A 15,343-nucleotide genomic window follows, 5' to 3' on the forward strand; every position below is an offset into this window, starting at 1 on the left:
GGAGCCGCCGATGGATCCGGCATGGACCGCCGCGCTGCTCGCCATCGCCTCCGGCACCGTCTCGGGCCTGCGTCCCTACTTCGTCGTGCTGACGCTCGGCGCGGTGAAGGCTCTCGTCCCGCTCGATGCCGCCGGCCCCGCCGCCGGCGTGATCGAGGCGATCCCCGACATGCTCGCCCAGCCGTGGGTGCTGATCGTGGTGGGCCTGCTCGCCCTCGGCGAGGTCGTGGTCGACAAGCTGCCCTACCTCGACTCGGCGTGGGACGGCATCCATCTCGTCCTGCGTCCGCTGTTCGGCGCGGCGCTCGGCTACGGCATCGGCGTCGACGAGGGAACGGGCGTGGCCGTCGGCGCCGCCGTCGCGGGCGGTGTCACGGCGGCGGGCGTGAGCTTCGGCAAGACCGCGACCCGGGCAGTGGTCAACATGCTGCCCGAGCCGGTGTCGAACGTGCTGGTGAGCTTCGGCGAGGACGCCGCGGCCGTCATCCTGCTCGTGCTGAGCTTCCTGCTGCTGCCGCTCGCGGCCGTCCTCGCCGTGCTGCTGCTGGTGGGCGCCGTGATGCTGATCGTGCGGATGCGGCGGAAGCTCGCCGAGCGCCGACGGCGCGCCGCCGGGGCCGCGGGCTCGAGCTAGTCGAGCCGCGACCCCGCGGTCAGACGCTCGCGAGGGCTTCGGCGACGACGTCGAGACCCTCGTTCAGCAGCTCGTCGCCGATGGACAGCGGCGGCAGGAACCGGATGACGTTGCCGTACGTGCCGCAGGTGAGGACGATGACGCCCTCGGCGATGGCGGCCTTCGCGACCGCCGCCGCCAGGGCCGCATCCGGCTCCTTCGTGGTGGGATCGACGAACTCGACGGCCATCATGGCGCCGAGACCGCGCACGTCGCCGATGCGCGCGTCACCCGCCTGCAGCGCGGTGAAGCGGTGGCGGATGATCGCGCCGACCTCGGCCGCGCGTGCGGGGAGGTCCTCGGTCTCGTAGGCGTCGATCGCGGCGAGCGCCGCGGCGCAGGCGATGGGGTTGCCGGCGTAGGTGCCGCCCAGGCCGCCGGGGTGGGCGGCGTCCATGATCTCGGCGCGGCCCGTGACCGCGGCGAGCGGGAGGCCAGCGGCGAGCCCCTTGGCCGTGGTGATCAGGTCGGGCACGATGCCGAAGAGCTCGCTCGCGAACATGGCGCCGGTGCGGGCGAACCCGGTCTGCACCTCGTCGGCGATGAACACGACGCCGTTGTCGCGGCACCACTCGACGAGGGCGGGAAGGAAGCCGTCGGCGGGGACGATGAAGCCGCCCTCGCCCTGGATCGGCTCGATGATGACGGCGGCGACCTGGTCTCCGCCGATCTGCTTCTCGATCATCGAGATCGCGCGCGCGGCGGCCTCGGCGCCCGTCAGCCCGTCGCGGAACGGGTACGACAGCGGGGCGCGGTAGACCTCGGGGGCGAAGGGGCCGAACCCGCTCTTGTATGGCATGGTCTTCGCCGTGAGCGCCATGGTGAGGTTGGTGCGGCCGTGGTATCCGTGGTCGAAGGCGACGATCGCCTGACGGCCCGTGTGCTTGCGCGCGATCTTGACCGCGTTCTCGACCGCCTCGGCGCCGGTGCTGAACAGGGCGCTCTTCTTCGCGTGGTCGCCGGGGGTGAGACGGTTCAGCGCCTCCGCCACGGCGACGTACGACTCGTACGGCGAGACCATAAAGCAGGTGTGGGTGAACGCGGCCGCCTGGCGCTGCACGGCCTCGACCACCTTGGGATGCGCGTTGCCGACCGTTGTCACCGCGATGCCCGAGCCGAGGTCGATCAGGGAGTTGTCGTCGGCGTCGACGATCACTCCCCCGCCCGCGGCGACGGCGGAGATCGGGGCGGAGTGACCGACGCCCACGGCGACGGCCTCGGCCTTGCGCGCCAGCAGCTCCTGCGAGCGGGGCCCGGGGATCGCGGTGACGAGGCGGCGCTCCTGCGGGAGGGAGGGACCTCCCACGACGGTGCCGGCGGCGAACGACTCAGTGGTGACGGTCATGCGCCGATTGTAGGCGGCGCCGCGGCATCCGGCCGGAGCTCAGGCCTGCAGGACAGGGATGCGCTCCGCGCGCTTCTCGAGCGCGAAGCTCGCGAGCACCATGCCGACGCCCAGCACCGCCAGGACGATGCCCAGCCACGCCGGGGCGACGTAGCCCCAGCCGAGGGCGATCACGCCGCCGCCGAGGGCGGCGCCGAGGCTGTTGCCGATGTTCATCCCCGAGTGGTTGAGGGCCGCCGCGATCGTCGGGCGGTCGCCGGAGACGTCCATCAGTCGGGTCTGCACCGCGGGCCCCGCCAGCGCGCTGATCGCGCCGAACAGCAGCATCGCGATCACCAGCGTCACGGGGTTGTGCGCGGCGACGCCGACGACCGCCGAGCCGACCGCGAGCAGCACGAAGGCGGCCACCAGGGCGCGCGCGAGGTTGCGGTCTGCCACGACGCCGCCCACGAGGTTGCCCACCGTCATGCCGAGGCCCGTCGCGACCAGCACGATCGGCACGGCCCACTCGGGGGCGCCGGCGACCTCGGTCATGATCGGCGAGATGTAGCTGTAGATCGCGAAGAACGAGCCGAAGCCGATCGCGCCGACGCCGAGCGTCATCCAGACCTGCCCGAGCCGGAAGACGCCGAGCTCGTGCCGCAGGGAGCGGGATCCCTCGCTCGGCATCGACGGGACGACGAGCGCGATCATCAGCACGCCGAGGGCGAAGATCCCGACCACCACGGCGTAGGCGGTGCGCCATCCGGCGACCTGCCCGAGCCACGTCCCGAGCGGCACGCCGACGACGTTCGAGACGGTCAGACCGCTCATCACGATCGAGACCCCGCGCGCCCGCTTGCCGGGGCCGAGCAGGTCGGCGGCGACGATCGCCGCGATGCCGAAGTACGCGCCATGCGGAAGGCCGGCGATCAGCCGCGCGATCGCCACGGTCTCGAAGGTCGGCGCGAGCACGGTCAGCAGATTGCCGACGAGCAGCAGAGAGGCGAGGACGATCAGCACGAGATGACGCGGGAACCGCGCCGCGTAGCCCGCGATGAGCGGAGCGCCGATCACGACGCCGAGCGCGTACAGGCTGATCAGCAGGCCGGCCTGCGCGATCGCATCCGCCTGGCTCGTCGCCCAGGCGGTCGCGAGCAGGTCGCGTGCGATGCCGGGAAGCAGCCCCATGGAGACGAATTCGGTCATGCCGATGCCGAAGGAGCCGATGGCGAGGGAGAGGAGCGCCCACATCGCCGCCCCCCCTCGACGGGGTCGAGGAGGTCATGCGTACAAGCCTAAGGGGCTCCGGAGGGCTCCGAGCGCACGGCGGCCGGGACCGGGGTCAGCGGTCGGACTCGTCGATCGCCGCCTCGAGGCGGGCGATCTTGCCGTCGATCTCGCCCGAGTAGCCGGGGCGGATGTCGGCCTTGAGCACGAGCGAGACGCGCGAGCCGAACGGCATCACGGCCTCGGTGGCGCGCTTGACGACATCCATCACCTCGTCCCAGGTCTCGCCCTCGATCTCGGTGAACATCGACGTTGTGCGGTGCGCGAGGCCCGACTCGCGCACGACCTTGACGGCCGCGGCGACGGCGTCGTGAACGGATCCCTCGGGGTTCTCGGCGTTCGAGCCGGACGGGGCGACGGAGAAGGCGACGAGCATTGGTTGTCTCCTGTTTCGTGATCAGACGGCGGCGGGAGCCGGCGCGACGGGATGCCGCGCGGCGGAGCGGATCGGCACCCGCGCGAGGCGCACGATCGCCCAGATCATGAGGATCACGAGCACGATGTTGCGCGCCGTGAGGACGGTCACCGCGGTGACGTCTGCCGCGAGGAGACCGCCGTAGAGCAGCGGGTACACCGCCTGCGTGAGCGCCGCGGCCAGCAGCCCCAGCACCACGAACGGACGGGCGCCGCGCCGGTCGAGGACGATCCAGAGGACGAGCGGCGGGATGAGCCAGTCGTGGAACTGCGGGGATCCGACCTTGTTCAGCGCGATCAGCACGACGACCAGCGCGAGCGCGAGCGGGGGAAGCAGCCGCACGATCGAGGCGCCGCGCCGGGCCTTCAGCGCGCCCAGCAGCACAACGGCGACCGCGGCGAGCGCGAGCAGCGGCGTCATCGCGGCGATCACGAGGTCGACGTTCGGGCCCGTCACCTGGAAGGTCAGGATGTTCTCGTCGTAGAACAGCCACCACCCGTCGAGGTGCAGGGCCGCGCCCCAGAGGTACACGCTGCTGACCGGCGCCTCGAGCTGGAGTCCCCGGCCCGTCTGCGCCGTCACGAAGCCGAGCAGGTGCGCCGCTCCCCCGGCCAGCACCACGACGGCCACGACCAGAGCGGAGGCGACGAGCGCTCCCGTGACGACCTCGAGCCGGCGGCGGAGGGCGACGAAGGCCGCGGCGAGGAGGGCCACCGGCCACACCTTGATCCACGCGCCCGCGGCGAGCAGCCCCGCGGCGAGCACGGGGCGGCGGACGATCCAGAGCAGCCCCACGATCGCGAGCGGCACGGTGATCGCGTCGATCCGGTACATCCCCACCGGCCCGAGCAGCAGGATGAACGCGAGCCAGAACCACGCGGCCGTCGACCGCGAGCGCGACCGGCCGTCGCCGAGCAGTACCCAGAATCCGGCCGCGTTGCACAGCGTCACGAGCACCGCCCACGCGACGGTGTAGCCCCCGAGCCACGCGAAGGCGTGCGCGAGGATCATCGGCGCGAGCGCGAGGTGCGGGTAGACCCACGACTCCGTGATCCCGACGATGGATGCCCCGTGCAGGGCGGCGTTCGACCACGGCTCGTAGACGAAGTACACATCGCCCATCGGCTGATTCGGCAGCTGCCAGCCGAGCCAGCCGACGAGCACGTGGACGAGCGCGAAGGCGAGCCAGGGAAGCAGTCGCCGACGCACGATGCTCATCCTAGGAGGCGCCGGTGTCCTGCTCACGCGCGGCGAGCGCTGCGGCATACGCGGCGGGGAGGTGCGCGGCGACATCGAGGGCGGTGATCGGATGCCCCGTTCCGCCTCCGGTCACGCCGGCGGCGAGCCGCGCCGCGTGGCCGTGCAGCCAGGCGCCGGTCGCCGCGATCTTCGCCAGGGCCTCGGCGTCGACGGGGCCGGTCGCCGCCGCCGTCGCCGCCACGGCGCCGATCGCCCCGGCGAGCACGTCTCCCGTTCCCGCGGTGGCGAGCCACGGGGTGCCGGCCCGCACGACCGTGAACCAGCCCGTGGGCGAGGCGACGATCGTGGCGGTGCCCTTCAGCAGCACCGCTCCCCCGAGCGCCACCGCCGTCTCGCGGGCCACGAGCAGGCGCTCGTCGAAGCCGCGCTTCAGCCGGCCCTTGAGGGGGTCGTCGCCCTCGACGTCGTCGACGCCCAGCCCCAGCGGGATGCGCACCTCGGCGAGCTCGCCGTCGTGCGGCGTGACCACGATGGGGCCGCGCGACTCGGCCGCGAGGTCGAGCGCTCCGGCGTCGACGACCACCGGCGCGCCCGAGCGCAGGATGTGGATCATCGCCGACCGCACGTCGTCGGGCCGCGTGCGCGCGTCCACGCCCGAGCCGATCACCCACGCGTCGGCCCGGCCCTCCCCGGTCACGACCTCCGGCCGTCGCTGCAGCACGAGCCGCGCGACATCCGGGTCGCCGATCCAGCGCACCATCCCCGCGCCGCTGCGTGCCGCGCCCTCGGCGCCGAGCACCGCGGCACCGGGGTACGCGGGCGATCCGGTGCGCAGCGCCACCACGCCCCGGGAATACTTGTGCGAGGCCGCCGTTGGCATCCGGAGGACCGATGCCGCATCCGCCGCGGTCCACTCGCGTGCTTCCATGCCGTCACCCTAATCCCCGTCCCGGGCGCCGTCCCGGTCACGATCGGAGTTCCATGAGCCTGCTGTTCACCCCGCTGACGCTGCGTGATGTCACCGCCCGCAACCGACTGTGGGTGGCGCCGATGTGCCAGTACAGCGCCGAGGACGGCATGCCGAACGACTGGCACCACGTGCACCTCGCGCAGTTCGCCTCGGGCGGTGCGGGCCTGGTGGTCGCCGAGGCGACCGCGGTGGTGCCGGAGGGCCGCATCTCGCCGCGCGACGTCGGGCTGTGGAACGACGCACAGCGCGAGGCGTGGCGACCGATCGTCGCCGCGATCCACGCGCGCGGAGCCCTCGCCGGCGTCCAGCTCGCCCATGCCGGCCGCAAGGGATCGACCTGGTGGCCGTTCGCGGGACAGGACGGCACCGTCCCGTCCGAGGAGGGCGGATGGACCACCGTCGCGCCGTCGGCGATCGCGTACCCGGGATTCGCTGCCCCCGTCGCGCTCGACGCCGCGGGCATCGCGGCCGTTGTCGAGGCCTTCCGCGCTGCGGCGCGGCGCGCGCTGGACGCCGGCTTCGACGTACTCGAGGTGCACGCCGCGCACGGCTACCTGCTTCACGAGTTCCTCTCGCCACTCACCAACGAGCGCGAGGACGAGTGGGGCGGCAGCCTCGAGAACCGCGCCCGCATCGTGGTCGATGTCGTCCGCGCCGTCCGCGCGGAGGCCGGCGAGGGAGTGCCGGTGCTCGTGCGCTTCTCGGCCTCGGATGCCGCGCCGGGCGGCCTCGTCCCCGAGGACGTCGCGCAGGCGGCGCGCTGGGTGGCCGACGCAGGCGCCGATCTCGTCGACGTCTCGAGCGCGGGCCTGGTCGCTCACCAGCAGCTGTCCGTGGGCCCCGGCTACCAGGTGCCGTTCGCGGAGCGCATCCGCGAGCTCGCCGAGGTGCCCGTCGCCGCCGTGGGCATCATCACGACGGGCGAGCAAGCCGAGCGGATCCTGCAGGACGGCTCGGCCGACGCGATCTTCGCGGCGCGCGAGTGGCTGCGCGACCCGCACTTCGGACTCCGCGCCGCCACGGAGCTGGGCGAGGACCCCGAGGGCCTCTGGCCGCCGCAGTACCTCCGCGCCTTCCGCCCGCGCCGCTGAGGCGCTGAGCCCGCGCCGATCGGTGCGGATCGGCCCCTCCGCGTCCGCGGGAGGGCCGATCCGCACCGCAAGACGTCAGCGTCGGCGTCGTGTGGCGTCGTGGACCTCGCCGATGAGCTCCTCGAGGATGTCCTCCAGGAACAGCACCGCCGTCGTCCGCCCCTCCGCGTCGCGCACGCGCGCAAGATGGCGGCCCTGGTGGCGCATCACCGCGAGGGCGTCCTCCAGGTCGGTCGTCTCCAGCACCGGCACCATGTGATGGATGCGCTTGGGCGGGATCGGACGCGCGTACTTCGCGGGCACGTCGCCGTCGTCCGCGGCCTTCAGGACGTCCTTGAGGTGCACGTAGCCGACCGGCTCGCCCTCCGGATCCACGATCACGTAGCGCGAGTAGCCGTGCTTGGCGACCGCGCGCTCGATCTCATCCGGCGTCGTCGTCTCCGGCAGCGAGACGATCTCGCTCAGCGGCACGGCGACGTCCTTCGCCTTCTTGTCCGTGAACTCGACCGCGGCGGCGACGGCTCCCGACACGTCGTCGAGGACACCCTCGCGGCGCGACTGCGTCACGATCGTCGCGACCTCGTCGAGCGTGAACGTCGACGCGGCCTCGTTCTTCGGCTCCACACGGAACAGGCGCAGCACCGCGTTCGCGACCCAGTTCAGCGCCCAGATGACCGGATGGAACACCTTCGACACCCACACCAGCGGCGTCGCCAGCAGCAGCACGGCACGGTCGGGAACGGAGAACGCGATGTTCTTCGCCACCATCTCGCCGAACACCACGTGGAGGTACGACACGAGAAGCAGCGCGATGACGAACGCGACCGTGTCGACGAGCCCCTCGGGCATGCCGGTGAGACCCAGCGGCCCCTCCAGCAGGTGATGGATCGCCGGCTCCGACACGTTCAGGATCAGCAGCGAGCAGATCGTGATGCCCAGCTGCGAGGTCGCGAGCATCAGCGTCGCGTGCTCCATCGCGTACAGCGCGGTCTTGGCGGCGCGCGAGCCGCGCTCGGCGAGCGGCTCGATCTGCGAGCGGCGCGCCGAGATGACGGCGAACTCGGCGCCCACGAAGAAGGCGTTCACGAGCAGCAGCACCACGAGCCATGCGATTCCGGCCCAGTCGTTCATCGCTCGCCTCGCTTCTCGGAGCCGCGACGCGACTGTCCGGCACGCGATCCCTGGTCGCTCGAGCGCCGCTCGATGATCGGATCCGGCTCGGGCGGCGGGTCGGGGGTGAACCGCACGCGATCGACGCGGCGTCCGTCCATCCGCTCGACCGACAGCGTCCCGCCCTCGATGCGCACGGAGTCGCCCACGCTCGGGATGCGCTCAAGGACGCTCATGATGTAGCCGCCGACGGTGTCGTAGGCGTCGTCCTGGGGCACCTCGACCTCGGCGCGGTCCTCGAGTTCGTCCGGACGCAGCTGGCCGGGGAACGTGATCGAGTCGCGGTGGCGGACGACGCCGGCCAGGCGCCGGTCGTGCTCGTCGGCCACCTCGCCCACGATCTCCTCCACGAGGTCCTCGAGGGTGACGACGCCCGCGGTGCCGCCGTACTCGTCCACGACCACCGCCATCTGGTAGCCGCGCGAGCGCAGCTCGGACACGAGCTGGTCGAGGTGCACGGTCTCGGGCACCCGCAGCGGCTCGGTGGCGAGCGCGGCCGCGGGGACATCGGCCCTGCGCTCGCGCGGCACGGCCACTGCGGCCTTGAGGTGAACGACGCCGACGATGTCGTCCATCGACTCGTCGAACACCGGGAAGCGGCTGTGGCCGGTCTGACGCGCGAGCTCGATCACGTCGTCGGTCGAGTCACCGGCGGCGACCGCGTGCACCCGCGGGCGGGGGGTCATGACGTCGCCGGCGCTGAGGCGCGAGAAGTTCAGGCTGCGGTCGAGCAGCGTCGCGGTGTCCTCCTCCAGCACGCCGGCGAGGGCCGACCGCCGCACGAGGGACGACAGCTCCTCGGCCGTGCGCGCGCCGGAGAGCTCCTCCTTCGGCTCGATGCCGAAGGCCCGCAGCACGGCGTTCGCGCTGCCGTTGAGCAGGGCGACAGCGGGGCGGAACACCGCCGTGAAGGCGATCTGGAACGGTGCCACGAGCTTCGCGGTAGCGAGAGGTACGGCCAGAGCGAAGTTCTTCGGCACGAGCTCGCCGAGGATCATCGACAGGATCGTCGCGATCGCGACGGCGACGACCGTCGCGATGGGCGCGACGGCGGCCTCCGCGAGCCCCCACGACAGCATGACCGGCTCGAGAAGATGCGAGAACGCCGGCTCGAGCGTGTAACCCGTGAGCAGCGTCGTGAGCGTGATGCCCAGCTGGGCGCTCGAGAGGTGCGTGGAGGTCTGGCGCAGCGCCGCGATCGTCATGCCGAGGCGCGTCTCGCCGCGATCGCGGCGGGCCTCGAGATCCGCGCGGTCGAGGTTCACCAGGGCGAACTCGCTCGCGACGAAGAGGCCGGTGCCGACCGTCAGAAGGAGCCCCACGCCGAGCAGGATCAGGTCCATGCGGACCCACCTCCGCTCATCGCGAAGGCCGGGCAGTGGGGCGATCTACTACTGGGAGGGTCGTCCATAGGTATCCGAGTCTAGGGCCGGCGGCTATGCGGCGGCCGAGGAATCCGAGCGCCGCTCTCCACATCCGCCCCCCCACCAGCGGTGTGCCCGCGCGTCCGGCGCGACGCCGGGCGCGCGGGCAACGGCGTCAGAGCGCCGAGTCGTCGCCGGTCGCGACGTCGGCCGCCGGGGCCGCCTGGCGCACCGGTGCCGCGGGCGTGGTCGCGGGGCGCATGCCCTCGCCGATCGCCTCCCCGACCGCGCGGCCGGCGATGATCGCGGAGAGGTCGACGCCGGTCGCGGCCTTGACCGCGTCGAAGGTCGCGCGCATTCCCACCGCCTGCTCGTTCGCGAGGTGCGCCGACGCGCCGCCCTCGCCGCCGAGCACGGTGATCGATCCGACGCGCTGGTAGCCCTTGGCGAACTCGGCCATCATCGGCACAACGGCCTCGATCGCACGCTGGGCCATGAGGGCCTCCTCGTGCTCCGCGATCGCCGCGGCCTCGGCCTTGATGGCCGCGGCCTTCGCCTCACCCGCGAGCCGGATCGCCTCGGCCTCCGCCTCGGCGCGGAACTTCGTCCCCTGCGCCTCCTGCTGCGCCGAGAACGCCGCGGCCTCGGCCGCCGCGCGCGCGGCGGTCGCATCGGCCTCGGCGGCAAGGCGCACCGTCTCGGCGTCCGCCGCGGCACGGGTCTTCAGCTCGAGCGCCTTCTGCTCGGCGATCATCGCCTGCGCCTCGGCCTCCTTGAAGCGCGCGTACGCCTCGGCATCCGCGGCCTTCTGCTGCTCGTACGCCTCGGCATCCGCCTTCTGCTGGCGCTCATACGTGGCGGCCTCGGCCACGCGGCGCACCTCGGCGTCGAGCTTCGCCGACTGGTTCATGGCGGCCTGCTCGAGAACCGCCTGCTCGAGCTTCTCGCGGGCGAGCTTCTCGGCGGCCTCGGCCTCGGCGTTCGCGCGGCCGATCTCGGCCTTCGCGTTGGCCGTGTTCTTCTGGTACGCCGTGTACTCGACGAGGTTCTGCTCGTCGGTCGCGATCTTGTTGCGCTGCACCTCGCGCTGCGCCGAGATGCTCGCCACCTGGGCGTCGCGCTTCACACGCTCGATCTCGCTCGCGCCGAGCGACTCGATGTAGCCGTTCTTGTCGGTGATTCCCTGGATCTGGAACGAGTCGAGGATGAGACCCTGCGCCTCGAGGTCGCCCTTGATGTTCTCGGCGATCTGGTCGGACAGCTGCTGGCGATCGCGCATGAGCTGCTCGACCGTGAGCATCGCGACCACGCCGCGCAGCGAGCCCTCGAGCTGCTCGCGCGTGAACTGCTCGATCGCGTTGTCCTGCGACGCGAAGCGCTCGGCGGCGCGGCGCACCTGCTCGGCCTCCGAGCCGATCTTGAAGAGCGCGACACCGGTGACGTCCACCGTGACGCCGTTCGACGACTGGGCGGTGGGCTCGACGTTGATCTGGCGGGCCCGCAACGAGATCAGCTCGGCGCGCTGCGTGATCGGGTTGACGATCGCGCCGCCGCCCGTGACGACCGTGATCCGGGACGTCGCCCCGTCCGCGCCTCGCTGGTTCTTTCCGACGATCACGAGCGCCTCGTCGGCCTTCGCGATCCGGTACCAGGCGCGGAACAGCAGCAGCACGATCAGCGCGACGACGATGACGCCGACGACGATGGGCGCCACCGTGAAGAACAGGGTGAAGGGATCCACGGGAATGCTCCGATTCGATATCGCGGACGCGCCCCCTGCGCGACCGCATGCCCGCTCAACATAGCGACCCAGGGGGACACGGCGCATCCGTCCTGAGAGGGACCTCCGCGTGGCACCTGCAGGCGGAGGGCGACGGACGATCTGAGCTAGGCTTTTGGGCGCGCCCGCGCCACGCAGGCAGCCGTGTGGGCGCAAGACGACGGGTACCGCCCAAGGGGTATCCGGGTCCAGGATTTCACCGATGAAAGAAGGCGATTCGGCCGTGTCGAGCCAGGGAACGGGCACCGGAACCGCGAACGACGGAGAGTTCGGAGCCAATCAGTGGCTCGTGGATGAGCTCTACGAGCAGTTCACGGCCGACAGGAACTCGGTGGACAAGGAGTGGTGGCCGATTCTCGAGGCCTACCAGGCAGGTCGCACCGGACAGCCCGCGCCGAGCGCTCCCGCCGCGCCGGCCGCCGCGGCTCCGGCACCGGCCGCGCAGCCGGCGACCCCCGCCGCGAAACCGGCCGAGGCCCCGCAGGAGGCCGTCGCCGCCCCGCAGCCCACCGGCCAGCAGCCCGTCGCGCGGACGACCGCGAAGCCCGCCGCCCCCGCGCCGATCCCGGCCGACGCTCCGCAGAAGGCGAAGGCTCCCGCGGAGCCCGCCGAGGCGAAGGTCGACGAGGACGTGGTCACCGTCCTGCGCGGCATGCCCAAGACCCTCGCCAAGAACATGGACGAGTCGCTCACGGTCCCCACGGCCACGAGCGTCCGCACCATCCCGGCGAAGCTGATGATCGACAACCGCATCGTCATCAACAACCACATGTCGCGCACCCGCGGCGGCAAGGTCAGCTTCACGCACCTCATCGGCTGGGCCCTGATCCAGGCGCTGAAGGAGTTCCCGAGCCAGAACGTGTTCTACGCCGAGATCGACGGCAAGCCGTCGGTCGTCGCCCCGGCGCACGTGAACCTCGGCATCGCGATCGACCTCCCGAAGCCCGACGGCACCCGCGCCCTGCTCGTCCCGAGCATCAAGAACGCCGACACGCTGTCGTTCACCGAGTACCTCGCCGCGTACGAGGACCTCGTCAAGCGCGCGCGCGGCAACAAGCTCACCGCCGCCGACTTCGCCGGCACGACGGTCTCGCTCACCAACCCGGGCGGGATCGGCACGGTCCACTCGGTGCCGCGCCTGATGAAGGGCCAGGGCTGCATCATCGGCGCCGGCGCCCTCGACTACCCCGCCGAGTTCCAGGGCGCCAGCCAGAAGACGCTCAACGAGCTGGCGATCGGCAAGACGATCACGCTCACGAGCACCTACGACCACCGTGTCATCCAGGGCGCCGGCTCCGGCGAGTTCCTCAAGAAGGTGCACGAGCTGCTGATCGGTCAGCGCGGCTTCTACGAGGGCATCTTCGCCGCGCTGCGCATCCCCTACGCGCCCATCGCGTGGAACAGCGACGTCGCCGTGGACCTCGCCGAGCGCGTCGACAAGACCGCCCGCGTGCAGGAGCTCATCAACAGCTACCGCGTCCGCGGCCACCTGATGGCCGACGTCGACCCGCTGGAGTACGTCCAGCGCCTCCACCACGACCTCGAGATCGAGTCGCACGGCCTGACCTTCTGGGACCTCGAGCGCGAGTTCGTCACGGGCGGCTTCGGCGGCAAGCGCACGATGAAGCTGCGCGACATCCTCGGCGTCCTGCGCGACTCGTACTGCCGCACGACCGGCATCGAGTACATGCACATCCACGACCACGAGCAGCGCGAGTGGTTCCAGCAGAAGCTCGAGCTGAAGTACACCAAGCCCGACCACGACGACCAGCTGCGGATCCTGCGCAAGCTGAACGAGGCCGAGGCGTTCGAGACCTTCCTCCAGACGAAGTACGTCGGCCAGAAGCGCTTCTCGCTCGAGGGTGGCGAGTCGCTCATCCCGCTGCTCGACCGCATCCTCGAGGGCGCGGCCGATTCCGGGCTCGAGGGCGCCGCGATCGGCATGGCCCACCGCGGTCGCCTGAACGTCCTGACGAACATCGCCGGCAAGACGTACGGCCAGGTGTTCCAGGAGTTCGAGGGCGCGCTGCCGGGCAACAAGCGCGGCTCGGGCGATGTGAAATACCACCTCGGCACCGAGGGCACGTTCGTGTCCGAGAGCGGCGCCGAGCTCTCGGTCTACCTCGCCGCGAACCCGTCCCACCTCGAGACCGTCGACGGCGTGCTCGAGGGAATCGTCCGCGCCAAGCAGGACCGCAAGCCGGTCGGATCCTTCACCTGGCTGCCGATCCTCGTCCACGGCGACGCGGCATTCGCGGGCCAGGGCGTCGTCGTCGAGACGCTGCAGATGTCGCAGCTGCGCGGCTACCGCACGGGCGGCACGGTGCACGTCATCGTCAACAACCAGGTCGGCTTCACGACGCTCCCGCAGGACAGCCGCACGTCGGTCTACGCCTCGGATGTCGCCAAGACGATCCAGGCGCCGATCTTCCACGTGAACGGCGACGACCCCGAGGCCGTCGCGCGCGTGGCCGAGCTGGCGTTCGAGTACCGCGAGCGGTTCCACCGCGATGTGGTCATCGACCTCGTCTGCTACCGCCGCCGTGGCCACAACGAGGGCGACGACCCGTCGATGACGCAGCCGCTCATGACCGACCTGATCGAGGCGAAGCGCTCCACCCGCCGCCTGTACACCGAGGCGCTGGTCGGCCGCGGTGACATCACCGAGGAGGAGTACGAGGAGGCGAAGCGCGACTTCCAGGAGCGCCTCGAGATCGCCTTCGCCGAGACGCACGCCGCCGAGACCGGATCCATCCCGGTCGTCGACGCGTCGGGTCCCGTCGCCGCCGAGCCGGCGGGCGAGCCCGAGTCCACCGGCGTCCCCGCCGAGGTCATCGCGCAGATCGGTGACGCGCACGCGAACAAGCCCGAGGGCTTCACCGTTCACCGCAAGCTGCAGCAGGTTCTCGACAAGCGCGTGCAGATGAGCCGGAACGGTCAGATCGACTGGGCCTTCGGCGAGCTGCTGGCGTTCGGCTCCCTCCTGATCGAGGGCACCTCGGTGCGCCTCGCCGGTCAGGATGCGCGCCGCGGCACGTTCGCCCAGCGCCACGCGACGTTCCACGACCGTGTGAACGGCCAGGAGTGGCTGCCGCTGGTGAACCTGTCCGAGAACCAGGGCCGCTTCTGGGTGTACGACTCGCTGCTCAGCGAGTACGCCGCCCTCGGCTTCGAATACGGCTATTCGGTCGAGAACCCCGACGCGCTCGTGCTCTGGGAGGCGCAGTTCGGCGACTTCGTGAACGGCGCGCAGTCGATCATCGACGAGTACGTCACGGCGGCCGAGCAGAAGTGGGGCCAGGAGTCGAGCGTCGTCATGCTGCTCCCCCACGGCTACGAGGGTCAGGGGCCCGACCACTCGTCGGCCCGCATCGAGCGCTTCCTCCAGATGTGCGCGCAGGACAACATGACGGTCGCCCGTCCCTCGACGCCCGCGTCGTACTTCCACCTGCTGCGCCGCCAGGCGTACATGCGCCCGCGCCGTCCGCTCGTGGTCTTCACCCCGAAGGCGATGCTGCGTCTGCGCGGCGCCACCAGCGAGGTCTCCGACTTCACGGCGGGCCGCTTCGAGCCGGTGCTCGACGACAACCGCGGCATCGACAAGAACGCGGTCACGAAGGTCCTGCTTCACTCCGGCAAGATCCACTGGGATCTGCGCGGCGAGCTCGACAAGCGCCCGAACGACGGCATCGCGCTCGTGCGCCTCGAGCAGTTCTACCCGGCTCCGGTCGACCAGCTGAACGCGGTGCTCGACACCTACACGAACGCCGAGCTGGTGTGGGTGCAGGACGAGCCCGAGAACCAGGGCGCGTGGCCGTTCATCGCGCTCCAGCTCGCGAGGAGCCTCAAGGGCCGCGCCATCAGCGTGGTCTCTCGCGTCGCATCGGCGTCGCCCGCCACCGGCTCGTCGAAGGTCCACGCGAGCGAGCACGCCGACCTCATGAAGCGCGCGCTCGCCTGATCCGGCGCCGTCGCGCGAAGCGGCCGGTCCCCTCGGGGGCCGGCCGCTTCCGCGTTGTGCGGCAGGGCTTCGTGAGGAGATCCGGCCTCGCGAGGAGGATCTGCC

11 protein-coding genes are annotated in these 15,343 nt (G+C 71.6%); 3 read left to right on the forward strand and 8 right to left on the reverse strand.

Annotated elements, in window-relative coordinates; genetic code table 11:
- Positions 1–10 precede the first annotated feature (10 nt).
- Positions 11–634 (forward strand): DUF4126 domain-containing protein, encoded by a 624-nt coding sequence (locus tag ABD161_RS13075; protein ID WP_344003701.1) that lies wholly within the window; start codon positions 11–13, stop codon positions 632–634.
- A 19-nt stretch (positions 635–653) separates the two neighbouring features.
- On the opposite strand, the gene gabT is transcribed toward ABD161_RS13075, so the two are convergent.
- The 5 genes from gabT to ABD161_RS13100 form a co-directional block, all read right to left on the reverse strand.
- Positions 654–2,018 (reverse strand): 4-aminobutyrate--2-oxoglutarate transaminase, encoded by a 1,365-nt coding sequence (gene gabT, locus ABD161_RS13080; protein ID WP_344003704.1) that lies wholly within the window; start codon positions 2,016–2,018, stop codon positions 654–656.
- A gap of 39 nt (positions 2,019–2,057) precedes the next feature.
- Positions 2,058–3,251 (reverse strand): MFS transporter, encoded by a 1,194-nt coding sequence (locus tag ABD161_RS13085; protein WP_344003708.1) that lies wholly within the window; start codon positions 3,249–3,251, stop codon positions 2,058–2,060.
- A gap of 91 nt (positions 3,252–3,342) precedes the next feature.
- Positions 3,343–3,663 carry a thiamine-binding protein gene (locus ABD161_RS13090; protein WP_344003711.1) on the reverse strand — a complete coding sequence of 107 codons (321 nt, stop codon included), beginning with the start codon at positions 3,661–3,663 and terminating at the stop codon, positions 3,343–3,345.
- A gap of 21 nt (positions 3,664–3,684) precedes the next feature.
- Positions 3,685–4,920 carry a hypothetical protein gene (locus tag ABD161_RS13095; RefSeq protein WP_344003713.1) on the reverse strand — a complete coding sequence of 412 codons (1,236 nt, stop codon included), beginning with the start codon at positions 4,918–4,920 and terminating at the stop codon, positions 3,685–3,687.
- A 1-nt stretch (position 4,921) separates the two neighbouring features.
- Positions 4,922–5,830 carry an ADP-dependent NAD(P)H-hydrate dehydratase gene (locus ABD161_RS13100; RefSeq protein ID WP_344003716.1) on the reverse strand — a complete coding sequence of 303 codons (909 nt, stop codon included), beginning with the start codon at positions 5,828–5,830 and terminating at the stop codon, positions 4,922–4,924.
- 53 nt (positions 5,831–5,883) lie between these two features.
- On the opposite strand from ABD161_RS13100, the gene ABD161_RS13105 reads away from it, so the two are divergent.
- On the forward strand, positions 5,884–6,963 hold the full coding sequence (locus ABD161_RS13105; RefSeq protein ID WP_344003719.1) for an NADH:flavin oxidoreductase/NADH oxidase: 1,080 nt from the start codon (positions 5,884–5,886) through the stop codon (positions 6,961–6,963).
- 75 nt (positions 6,964–7,038) lie between these two features.
- Here ABD161_RS13105 and ABD161_RS13110 read toward each other — a convergent pair whose 3' ends face one another.
- From ABD161_RS13110 to ABD161_RS13120, 3 genes are all read right to left on the reverse strand, one after another.
- Positions 7,039–8,094 carry a hemolysin family protein gene (locus ABD161_RS13110; RefSeq protein ID WP_344003722.1) on the reverse strand — a complete coding sequence of 352 codons (1,056 nt, stop codon included), beginning with the start codon at positions 8,092–8,094 and terminating at the stop codon, positions 7,039–7,041.
- Positions 8,091–9,476: a hemolysin family protein gene (locus ABD161_RS13115; RefSeq protein ID WP_135114305.1), complete on the reverse strand. Its 1,386-nt coding sequence runs from the start codon at positions 9,474–9,476 to the stop codon at positions 8,091–8,093. Before ABD161_RS13115 ends, ABD161_RS13110 begins: the two co-directional genes overlap by 4 nt.
- Before the next feature lie 196 nt (positions 9,477–9,672).
- Positions 9,673–11,238, reverse strand: coding sequence for an SPFH domain-containing protein (locus ABD161_RS13120; RefSeq protein WP_344003725.1), 1,566 nt, complete (start codon positions 11,236–11,238; stop codon positions 9,673–9,675).
- Positions 11,239–11,500: 262 nt separating this feature from the next.
- Here ABD161_RS13120 and ABD161_RS13125 point away from each other — a divergent pair, with 262 nt between their 5' ends.
- Positions 11,501–15,238 carry a multifunctional oxoglutarate decarboxylase/oxoglutarate dehydrogenase thiamine pyrophosphate-binding subunit/dihydrolipoyllysine-residue succinyltransferase subunit gene (locus tag ABD161_RS13125; RefSeq protein WP_344003800.1) on the forward strand — a complete coding sequence of 1,246 codons (3,738 nt, stop codon included), beginning with the start codon at positions 11,501–11,503 and terminating at the stop codon, positions 15,236–15,238.
- Positions 15,239–15,343: the final 105 nt, after the last annotated feature.

Origin of the sequence: Microbacterium paludicola (assembly GCF_039529675.1) — a bacterium.
Taxonomy (GTDB): Bacteria; Actinomycetota; Actinomycetes; order Actinomycetales; family Microbacteriaceae; genus Microbacterium; species Microbacterium paludicola.

What these genes read in the sequence shown, in the direction of transcription:
- ABD161_RS13075 (WP_344003701.1), top strand. Translation starts at nt 11, where the DNA reads ATGGATCCGGCATGGACCGCCGCGCTGCTCGCCATCGCCTCCGGCACC.
- ABD161_RS13105 (WP_344003719.1), top strand. Translation starts at nt 5,884, where the DNA reads ATGAGCCTGCTGTTCACCCCGCTGACGCTGCGTGATGTCACCGCCCGC.
- ABD161_RS13085 (WP_344003708.1), bottom strand. Translation starts at nt 3,251, where the DNA reads ATGTGGGCGCTCCTCTCCCTCGCCATCGGCTCCTTCGGCATCGGCATG.
- ABD161_RS13100 (WP_344003716.1), bottom strand. Translation starts at nt 5,830, where the DNA reads ATGGAAGCACGCGAGTGGACCGCGGCGGATGCGGCATCGGTCCTCCGG.
- ABD161_RS13110 (WP_344003722.1), bottom strand. Translation starts at nt 8,094, where the DNA reads ATGAACGACTGGGCCGGAATCGCATGGCTCGTGGTGCTGCTGCTCGTG.
- ABD161_RS13095 (WP_344003713.1), bottom strand. Translation starts at nt 4,920, where the DNA reads ATGAGCATCGTGCGTCGGCGACTGCTTCCCTGGCTCGCCTTCGCGCTC.
- gabT (WP_344003704.1), bottom strand. Translation starts at nt 2,018, where the DNA reads ATGACCGTCACCACTGAGTCGTTCGCCGCCGGCACCGTCGTGGGAGGT.
- ABD161_RS13090 (WP_344003711.1), bottom strand. Translation starts at nt 3,663, where the DNA reads ATGCTCGTCGCCTTCTCCGTCGCCCCGTCCGGCTCGAACGCCGAGAAC.
- ABD161_RS13115 (WP_135114305.1), bottom strand. Translation starts at nt 9,476, where the DNA reads ATGGACCTGATCCTGCTCGGCGTGGGGCTCCTTCTGACGGTCGGCACC.